At 29.6% G+C, this 9,869-nt stretch carries 6 protein-coding genes and 1 tRNA gene; 3 read left to right on the top strand and 4 right to left on the bottom strand.

Annotated features, from left to right (window positions below; all coding sequences use genetic code 11):
• Positions 1-61 precede the first annotated feature (61 nt).
• The 3 genes from ACR0QS_RS07490 (at position 62) to lepB (ending at position 3,562) form a co-directional block, all read left to right on the top strand.
• On the top strand, positions 62-868 hold the full coding sequence (locus tag ACR0QS_RS07490) for an MlaE family ABC transporter permease (RefSeq protein WP_432632816.1): 807 nt from the start codon (positions 62-64) through the stop codon (positions 866-868).
• Positions 869-936: 68 nt separating this feature from the next.
• Positions 937-3,045, top strand: coding sequence for an ATP-dependent DNA helicase RecG (gene recG, locus ACR0QS_RS07485; protein WP_432632815.1), 2,109 nt, complete (start codon positions 937-939; stop codon positions 3,043-3,045).
• Between the two features lie 4 nt (positions 3,046-3,049).
• Entirely contained in the window at positions 3,050-3,562 is a 513-nt protein-coding gene (gene lepB / locus ACR0QS_RS07480) for a signal peptidase I (protein ID WP_432632814.1), read from the top strand.
• 151 nt (positions 3,563-3,713) lie between these two features.
• Here lepB and ACR0QS_RS07475 read toward each other — a convergent pair whose 3' ends face one another.
• The 4 genes from ACR0QS_RS07475 to ACR0QS_RS07460 form a co-directional block, all read right to left on the bottom strand.
• Positions 3,714-6,668, bottom strand: coding sequence for a hypothetical protein (locus ACR0QS_RS07475; protein ID WP_432632813.1), 2,955 nt, complete (start codon positions 6,666-6,668; stop codon positions 3,714-3,716).
• A gap of 1,743 nt (positions 6,669-8,411) precedes the next feature.
• Positions 8,412-9,398 carry a vWA domain-containing protein gene (locus ACR0QS_RS07470; RefSeq protein ID WP_432632812.1) on the bottom strand — a complete coding sequence of 329 codons (987 nt, stop codon included), beginning with the start codon at positions 9,396-9,398 and terminating at the stop codon, positions 8,412-8,414.
• Positions 9,399-9,599 (bottom strand): hypothetical protein, encoded by a 201-nt coding sequence (locus ACR0QS_RS07465; protein ID WP_432632811.1) that lies wholly within the window; start codon positions 9,597-9,599, stop codon positions 9,399-9,401.
• A gap of 43 nt (positions 9,600-9,642) precedes the next feature.
• Positions 9,643-9,727 (bottom strand) — tRNA-Leu (locus ACR0QS_RS07460).
• Between the last annotated feature and the right edge of the window lie 142 nt (positions 9,728-9,869).

Below are 9,869 nucleotides of genomic sequence, written 5' to 3'. Positions count from 1 at the left end.
ATTCTAACGCGGATAATAATTAATTTTTTATTATAATTTTTAATTTAAAGAGGTTTTTATTATGGAATTATTTGATTTTAAAATAGAATTGAGAAAAGGCATAAGAAATAAATTAACTTATTTTCTTGCAACTTTGGGAGAATTTAATCAGTTATTCTTGCAAATATTTAAATATACTTTCAAGCCTTCTTTTTCTCTCAAACTTTTAACGGACCAAATAATAAGAATGGGAGTGGAATCTTTTGTAGTCGCCGCCGTTACAGTTCTTTGCGTGGGAATGGTTATGTCGCTTCAAATCGCCGTAGTCTTGGACAGCGTTTTAAAAGGAATATCTCAATTTGTCGGTTCTATGGTTGGAAAGGCTATGGTTAAAGAATTGTCTCCGATGCTTTTGGCTTTGATATTTGCGGGTAGGGTAGGGAGTTCGGTTACTGCGGAAATTGGAACTATGCAGGTAAGCGAACAGCTTGACGCTTTGAAAACTCTTTATACCAATCCTATAGAATATGTAGCCGTTCCGAGATTTTGGGCGGCGGTTATATCTCTTCCAATGCTTACGGTTTCTGCGGATATTATAGGAATAGTCGGAGGAGCGGTAGTGACGGTTTTTGTTTTGCATAACGACCCGATTCATTATTTCGATAGGGCGATTGCCGTTATTTCGATGGGAGATTTTATAGGAAGTTTGATAAAGTCCACGATATTCGGAGCGGAAATTATGCTTATATCATGTTTCTTTGGTTTTAGGACGACAGGCGGAGCGGAAGGCGTTGGAAAAGCTACGACAACGAGCGTGGTTTATAGTTTTATGATAATACTTATTACCGATTATTTGCTCGTTTCGATACTCGGAATGTTCGGAATGTGATTTTTATTTAATATTTATAATTTATATTTTATATTTCAAATCGTAATTATTAATAGGGAAAAATTAAATTGCCAAAAAATATTTATAACGATTACAATGATTATAGTAAAGATATTTTTCAGAAAAGTATTAAATATTGCAAAGGAGTCGGATTAAGATACGCCGATATACTTTCAAAAAAAAATATATTTACTCTCTACGATTTAATTACATTTTTTCCGAGAACTTACGAAGACAGAACCAAAACTTTAAAAATATCCGAAGCAATTAGAAACGGCGATAAAAACAGCGTGGTTTTTGTCGAAGTAATCGATATTTCAAATTTTACTTTTCAATTCAAAAAAAAGCCTTTGGTTATAGTTAGCGATGGAGCGACTATATGCGAAGTGCCGATTTACGGAGGCAGACTTCCAGCGGGAGTTTCTTTGGGAGAAAAACTTTATTTGACGGGAAAATTTGTCAGAGGGACGAGAGGAAAAATTCAATGCAGAATGATTGAATTTGAAAAGCCTTCTTCAAATTCTTTATCTTATGGAAAAATCGTTCCAATCTATCCTTTGACGGAAGGACTATCTCAAAAAAAATTACGAACTTTAATCGTAAACGAACTTATAACTTTTGAAAAAAACATGAAATACGATATTCCTTCAAACATAAAAAAGAAATATAGACTTAAAAGTTTTGTGTCGTCCGTTATGGAAATGCATTTTCCAAAATCTTTTGAATCGTTAAAAGAAGCGAGGGAAAGTTTGGTATTCGAGGAATTTTTATCGTTTCAATATATTCATTTAAGCGAGAGAAGACCGAATATATTAATAAAAGAAAAAAGATACAATTCTTTAGGTTTGCTTGAAAAAGTTAAATTAAGTTTAGGATTCGAACTTACGGCAGACCAAAATAAAACCGTTGAAGAAATAAAAGAAGATTTATTTTCAGAAAAACAGATGTTTAGATTATTGCAAGGAAATGTTGGAGCGGGAAAAACCATAGTCGCTTTTTTAACCGCTTTGATTCCATGCGAGGCGGGATTTCAAACCGCATTTTTAGCGCCGACAGAAATTCTCGCTTTACAGCATTTTTATACTTTTAAAAGAATAGTAAAAAACGCGGGACTCGAAGATATTATTAGAATCGATATTTTGACTTCGTCCGTTAATCAAAACGAAAGAAATTATTTGCTTAAAAGATTAAGAGAAGGAAAATGCAATATTTTAGTCGGCACTCATTCTATACTTTATGACGAAGTAATTTTTAAAAATCTTTCTTATGCGATAGTTGACGAACAGCATCGTTTCGGCGTGGCTCAAAGAAATAAACTTTTATCGAAAGGAAAAAATGTAGATTATTTGCTTATGACGGCGACTCCGATTCCACAGTCTTTGGCGCTTACTTTATTTGGAGAATTGGATTTGTCGGTTATAAAAAGTATGCCTGCGGGAAGAAAAGGAGTTTTAACCAAATATAAAGAATCGTATGAAAGGGACCATTGCTATAGATTTTTGAGAAGCAGAATATTAAAGAACGAACAGGGCTATATAGTTTTTCCTCTTATAGAAAATACCCATTCAAATTTTATAACTTTGACGAGCGAATTTGAAAGAGCGAAAAAAGATTATTTCTACGATATGGAAATAGAAATTATACATGGAAAAATGAAAGATATTGAAAAAGAATATATAATGAACAGATTTAATAACGGAGAGATTAAAATTTTATTTTCCACTACAGTTATTGAAGTTGGAATTGATAATCCGAACGCCACGACAATTCTTATCGAAGGAGCGGAGAGATTCGGACTTTCGCAGCTTCATCAGTTGAGAGGAAGAGTCGGACGAGGAGAAAAATTAGGCTACTGTTATTTGATTATTCACGGCGAGCTTAACGAAATTATAAAAGAAAGAATAAATATTATTTGCGAAACTACGGACGGATTCAAAATTGCGGAAAAAGATTTGGAATTGAGAGGCTCGGGAGAATTTTTGGGAGACAAACAGAGCGGAATTCCAGATTTTAAAATCGGAAATATAGTCAAAGACGGAGAGATTATGAAAAAAGCAAAAGACGAAATGAGAGCTTTATTGAAATCGGAAAACAAGAAAAAAGAATTTTTGCAAGAAAACAAAATTTTTATTTTGAAAGCGGATTATTTGAAAAAGTCCATAATTAAAGAAGAATAAAATTATGATAAAGAAGAAAACTATTAAACATATTTTAGAAATAATTTCGGCATCGCTTTTAGCCGTATTCATTGCGGGATTTATAAGAATATTTTTTTTCGACACTTATATTATAACGAATAAATCAATGCAGCCGACTTTGGACGAAGGAGACGAAATACTTCTTATTAAAAAAAATTTTATATTTAACGGAATTAAAAATTTCGACATAATCGTTTTTAGAAGAGGCGAAAATAATTTGGTAAAAAGAGTAATCGGATGCGAAGGCGACAGAATTGAAATCATTGACGGAGAATTATATTTGAATAACGATTTGATAAAATACGAATATTATATTTTTGACGAAGAAGACAACGCAAGCTATACGATTGGAAAAAATCAATATTTCGTTTTGGGCGATAATGTATCGGTTAGCGAAGACAGCAGGAGTTTCGGACTTATAAACAAAAGCGATATAATTGGGCGAGTTATTTTGATATTCAGCCCGAAGGATAGATTCAGATTATTTGGGAATTGAAGTTTTAAGAATTGGATTGTTTATATATTTTCATGGCATTACTATAATGGATAAAATAAATGCTCCATTGCAATATTTTTTATTATAATTACGAGGTTTTGTAGAAATCCGAAGTAATGACATTCTTTTATTTCAGTAAAAAAGACAATTTTTAACGCTTCATTTTTCTATTATAATTTTCGTATAAAGACGATAAACCAAGTTTTTGTAAAGAAGAGTCGATAATTTCTATAACGGTTTTATAATTCGTCAATCTTCCATGCGCAAGTTCATTTCTTACGATAATTAATTTTTCGTCAATTTTATTATTTGAAATTTTATTATAATTTTCCACCAAATCGCTAAACTTAAAATAGCCGTATTCATCGGTTATGCTTTTTAATTGATGTTCGGTTAATGAAGTCGAAAGTTTATATATCAAATAAGTTTCTATAGAACAAATAAAATATAATAATTCTTTTTGCGTCCAAATCAAAACTTTTACAATATCTTTAATATTATCCGCGTTCAAAATATCTCTTTTCATAATCGAAGAGGATTTAGGACATTTGCTTTTCAAAGTATTATGCTGAACCACGATATTATAATTAGTCAAACAGCTTTCCAAACATTTTTGCAAATCTTCTTTTCCGTTTATTTTTCCTTCTTCTTTTATTCGGTTAATATCAAATATAAAATCTAAAGCCTGCTTCACATCTCTTTTTATATAATCTTTAATATTAATTTTAATTTTTGGATTCAAATTCCAAACCAAATCAAAATCTAAATTTCTACTATCTTTACCGCTTTCAAAATAAAAATAATTTTTATTATCTATTCCGATATTTTTTAAATATTCAGAATATATAAAATAAAGTATCATTTCCTCGGCGATTATACTTCTTATTTCTTTTTCCGCATAATAATTAATTTTATTATCTTTAATAAAATTTTTGTATATGGAAACTATAGGCGGAAGCGCCATATTGTTTTTATTAAAATAATTAAATAATATTTCAAATATATCGATTCTGTTATTTTCGCTGGTTTTAAGCAGATTCAAATTATTTTTAATTTCATTCCAGCCGAGCAGTTTATAAATATTTTCGTTTTTTTCGTTTACGGGATAGAATGCAAATTTGCTCCAAGTTTTAAACGAAGCAACCGACTGTTTTTCGGTTTTTTCTTTTTTATTATTTTTATTAAGATTAACCAAAATATCTGCGGACGATAAAGCCATATCTTTTAAATTATTATGTTTTAATAAATCTCTTATTTCTTCGGAGATATTTTCGTCCTGTATTCCGTATTTATGTATAACTTCAATCGCATCGTCATAAATATTATTAATTGTATTTAGCTTGTATAAAACTCTTATAAATTCTTTATAAAAAGCAACGCTGTCTCTGTTATGCAAATGAATATCTTTTATTATAGATTTTCTAACCATTTTAAAAATCAAAACGGCTTGATTATGTCTGTTCCAAGTCGGAATTTTATTTTTCAAATCTTTTGCCAAATCGTTCGTATCGGCGGAATTTTTATTTTTGGATTTAAAATTATTCGAGGCGGTTTCTTTTAATTCTTTTAAATTTATATCTCCGTTTATAAGTATCGAAGTAATTAAAGCTCGCAAATTATGTCTATTCAAACTAAATTTATCAGATTTTTCTTTATCGTAAACTATTTTATAAATCGAATTCATGCTATTTTTGGAAGGTTTAACTTTTTTTCTTATATCAAAACTTATATTGTCGCTCGATTCCGTCCAAATAATCGCGTTTCCCGAAATACTCCAAGAATCGTTTGCGAATTCGTTATTATATTTTGAAGATAAAAATTCCATCGCCTCTTTCATAAATATATCTTCGCTTCTAAATATATTTTTAAGACTTGGAATAATTTTTTTATAATCCGTTTCAAAATTTTTATTTTCGTTTTTTATAGCAAGTCTCGGAATTCCTTTATCCAATATGGCGTTATATTCTCTCGCATTTTGATTATATCGTTTAACGTTTTCAGTTTTTTCAATATTACTTTTAACTATTTCTTTCGCTTTAAATTCTTTTAAATCGGTTTCAAGTTCTTCTATTTTTGGAAAAGTATTTATATAACCGTAAAATTTAAGTAGTTTATTATAAATATTCGCTTCAAAATCTTTATTAATTTTATCTTTATCTATATTAAAATAATCGAGTTCTTTAATAATTCTTCTGCCCGAGCGGTTTATTTCTTCGCTTACATTATCCGACATTTCTAATTGCTTGAAATATAATTCCTCTTCGTCCGCCGCAATTCCAGAAATTAAAGTTTTTGATTCTCCGCCCAAAGAAAAAGATGCAACGATTTCTTTTATAAATTTTTTCGCTTTTATCAAATCGAGTATTTCTTTAATATATTTTCTTTCGGTAAACATAGCGAGTATAATTAAAGCGTAAATAAAAGGAACATTCTTGAAATCGTTTTTCATTTCCGCAGAATTCATTTTCAAAACTTTATCAAAATAATTTTTCTCCGTATCGTTTTTATTAGAATAAGAATTTTTATCATTTTTATCATCAGAAGATTTATTTTCTTCCAAATTATATTTACATGCGCATTCCAAAGATATTCTCAAAAATGAAAATAATTCTCCGTCAAAATTGTTAAATTTGCATCTTGCAAAAGTTTCTTCTTTAACATTTTTATGAATCATAATATTTCTAAAATCTCTTAAAAATATTAAAGCGTCTTTATAAGATTTTTCTATTTTTTCTCTTAATATTCCTTCCTCTTCGTATATATTTTTATTTTCAAGTTTAATAAATTTCTCTTTGAATTCAATCGGCAGTTTTTCGTATTTATTCCGAATGATAACAGAAAAATATTTTTTTGTAGTCGAATCGTCCAAATTTTTGCTTTCCGTTATAACCGTTAATAAAGGCGTTAAATATTTTTTTACTTTATTTTTATTCGTATCTTTTTTGCCATCGTTTAGGAAATATGATAAATAATATAAGTCGGGAATTTTTATATTTGGTTTATTATTATAATTGCTTTTATAATTATTTTTAAATTTATTATTATTTTTATAATTGTTTCTATTATTGCTTTTATTATAGCCGCGATTATTATAATTTGTTTTCATTGATTTTATCCTGCATTTTTAATAAATAGTATTCTTAAATAATAATCTTTTTAATATAAAAAGTCAAACGATATTGAAAAATTATTTAATATGTGATATTATTTAATTCATGTAGAATTTACTCTCGATATTTTATATTGTCTTATTAACCCGTTTAATACGGGAAATTGAGATATATCTTCATTTTAAAAATCTAGCTTTTGGTCTTGATATCCTGTTTAATATCCCGAATGGGCGCGTAGAGCGAGGTAAACAAGATTCATTAGAAGAAATTTTTTTGATGTTTTTCGTCTTGATATCCTATTTGATATCCCGAATTGGCGGGCATAGTGAGGAAAACAAGATATATTCGACATATGAATATCATCTTTGAGTCTTGACATCCTATTTAATATCCCAAAATGGGCGCGTAAAGCGAGGAAAACAAGATATATTTCTCATTTGAATATCATCTTTGAGTCTTGACATCCTATTTAATATCCCGAATGGGCGCGCAAAGCGAGGAAAACAAGATATATTAGACATTTGAATATCATCTTTGAGTCTTGACATCCTATTTGATATCCCGAATGGGCGCATAGCGAGGAAAACAAGATACATAAGATTATTAATAAAATTTTTGATGTTCCGATAACTTGGTTTGATGCAAGAAAGCGGAATTTTGAAATTATACATGATAATTTCCTTTTGGTCTCGCTACCTCGTTTATATGAGAAAGCAAGATGCATATACAGTAATTAATAAAATTTTAATTGTCCCGATAACTTATTTGATATAAGAATACGAGATACTAAAGTAAAAATTTTTTTGATATTCCGTCTTGATACTCCACTTTATATGTGGAAAAGCGAGATACAAGAGCATAAACGATAATATCGTAATGTTTTGACAACCTATTTAATATACTAAATGGGTGCAGAGCGAGGAAATCAAAATGCATAAAAAGTTATAAAGATTTTTGATTGTTCCGATAATCCGCTTAATGCGGAAAATGGAATTTTTGATTTTTGTTTAAAAGTTGTTTTTGTTTTGCTACCTAACTTAACGATAGAAAGCAGGACGCTTAATGTAATTAATAAAGTTTTTGATTGTCTCGATAACTTGCTTAATGTAAGAATACGGGATTTTAGAATTCTTCATTGAATTTCTATAGTCTCGCCACCCCGTTTATACGGGAAAGCAAGATTTTTGATTTTGACTTAAAAAGTCGTTTGTCTCGATATCCTAATTTTAATTTAGGAAAACGAGATACTAGGTAAAAAATTGTTTGATATTCCGTCTTGATACCTCGATTAATGCGAGAAAGCTGGATTTTTGATTTGTGAGTAAAAACTCGTTTTGTCTCGATATCCTAATTTTAATTTAGGAAAACGAGATACTGTGATTAAAATTTTTTTGATATTCCGTCTTGATACTCTGCTTTTATGTAGAAAATCAAGATTTGAAATGTTTGAATTAGAATTATGTTATATGTCTAGTTACACTATTTAATATCCCTATTGGGCGCAAAGCGAGTAAAACTGGATTATAACTGTTAGAAAAATCTTTTTTATTTGTCTTGATATCCCGCTTGATGCTGGGAAACGAGATTTTAAGAATGTTTTTTGTGTGTTTATATTGTCTTGCTAACCCGTTTGATACGGGAAAACAAGATTTTAATTATCTGAATTAGAATTATGTTGATTGCACTGTCCTGCTTTGACATGATTATTTTTTAGTTATTTCAAAAAGGAATAAAAGAATTTAAGGTATTATCAAAAACCTTGAGCTTGAAAGGATTATACTTAAACATAAACATATTAAAGCGATTATTATAAACGGTTTATACAATTCTTTATATTGAATCAAATCATCGTCCAATATCGGTTTTTTTTCTATTCTGTCTATTGTGTTATATACATTTTCAAGCGCCGCCCCAGTTTTCGCGTTAAAATATTTTCCGCCCGTTATCGAAGCGATATTTATTAAAGCTCTTTCGTTTAAAGTAAAATCAGCCCGAATTCTTCTTCTGCCGTAATCGGGGTCGTTATATGTAACCCAAGCGCTGCTTCCCGCCGCGTCTCCAATTCCTATCGTATAAATTTTTATTCCGAAATTTGACGCTATCTCCGAAGCCAATCTCGGGTCAATCTCGCCCGAATTGTTTTCTCCGTCCGTTAGAAGAATAATAATTTTTTCGTTATCGCTTTTAACATTTCGCAGCATATCTACCGCGGTTGCAATTCCGAGTCCAATCGAAGTAGAGCCTTCTTCGTCAATTTCTATTTTTCTTATTTCATTTTCCAAAGCTATATAATCGAAAGTTGCTGGAAGTAAAACGGACGCCCTTAAAGCGAAAGCGACTAAACTTATTTTATCGAAATTTCTTTTCTTTATAAAATCAATCATAGTTCTTTTTGAAGCCTCGAGCCGCGTTGGAGTCATATCTTCCGCCATCATCGAAGGAGAAACATCGACAACCAAAGAAATATATATTCCCTCTCCGTTTATATCCGATAAATGTTCTATTTTTACGGGACGCGCCAAAGCCAATATTGACATAGAAAGAGCGATTATTATTAGAACGAAAGGAATATCTTTGACATAATAATTCGATTTCAAAACTTTCGACATACTCACTCTCGGATGTTTTACCGAATAAGAATGATTTTTTCTTGTTTTAATATATAAAATTATTATAATCAAAACGGCAAAAAGCATGAATAAAAATTGTGGATTTACAAATGTCATTTAAGAATCCGCTTTATATAAAAATCCTATAACCAATACTATAATTCCAATAAGCATTGTGAAAGGAGCTAAAAATCCCATAAAACCTTCGGGGCTGTCTCCAACCATATATATAAAAAGAAAACTTAATGCAAATATAATTAGTCCTATAGCAATAATAAAGGCGTTATTTTTAGAAATTTTATCGTGATTGTTTATCATATTTTTTAATTTTACTTTTTTATTTTTAGTTTATATTTTAATTTGCTCGGAGCCGGAATCGAACCGGCACGGTCGCAAGGACCAGCAGATTTTAAATCTGCTATGTCTACCAATTCCATCATCCGAGCGAATCAGTTTAAAAATTGTATCATAGTATCATAAAAAAAGCAAATTTATTTTTTTAGATTTATATAAACGATATTAATTATGTCAAATATTTAAAAAAATTTTTTTATTTAAATGCTTGACAAATAATAAAAAATGTATTAT

The sequence above is a fragment of the Brachyspira sp. genome, from assembly GCF_050873525.1.
In the GTDB taxonomy this organism is placed as follows: Bacteria; Spirochaetota; Brachyspiria; order Brachyspirales; family Brachyspiraceae; genus Brachyspira.
The sequence above is the reverse complement of the archived record's forward strand: the minus strand, read 5'-3'. Positions and strand labels throughout refer to the sequence as shown.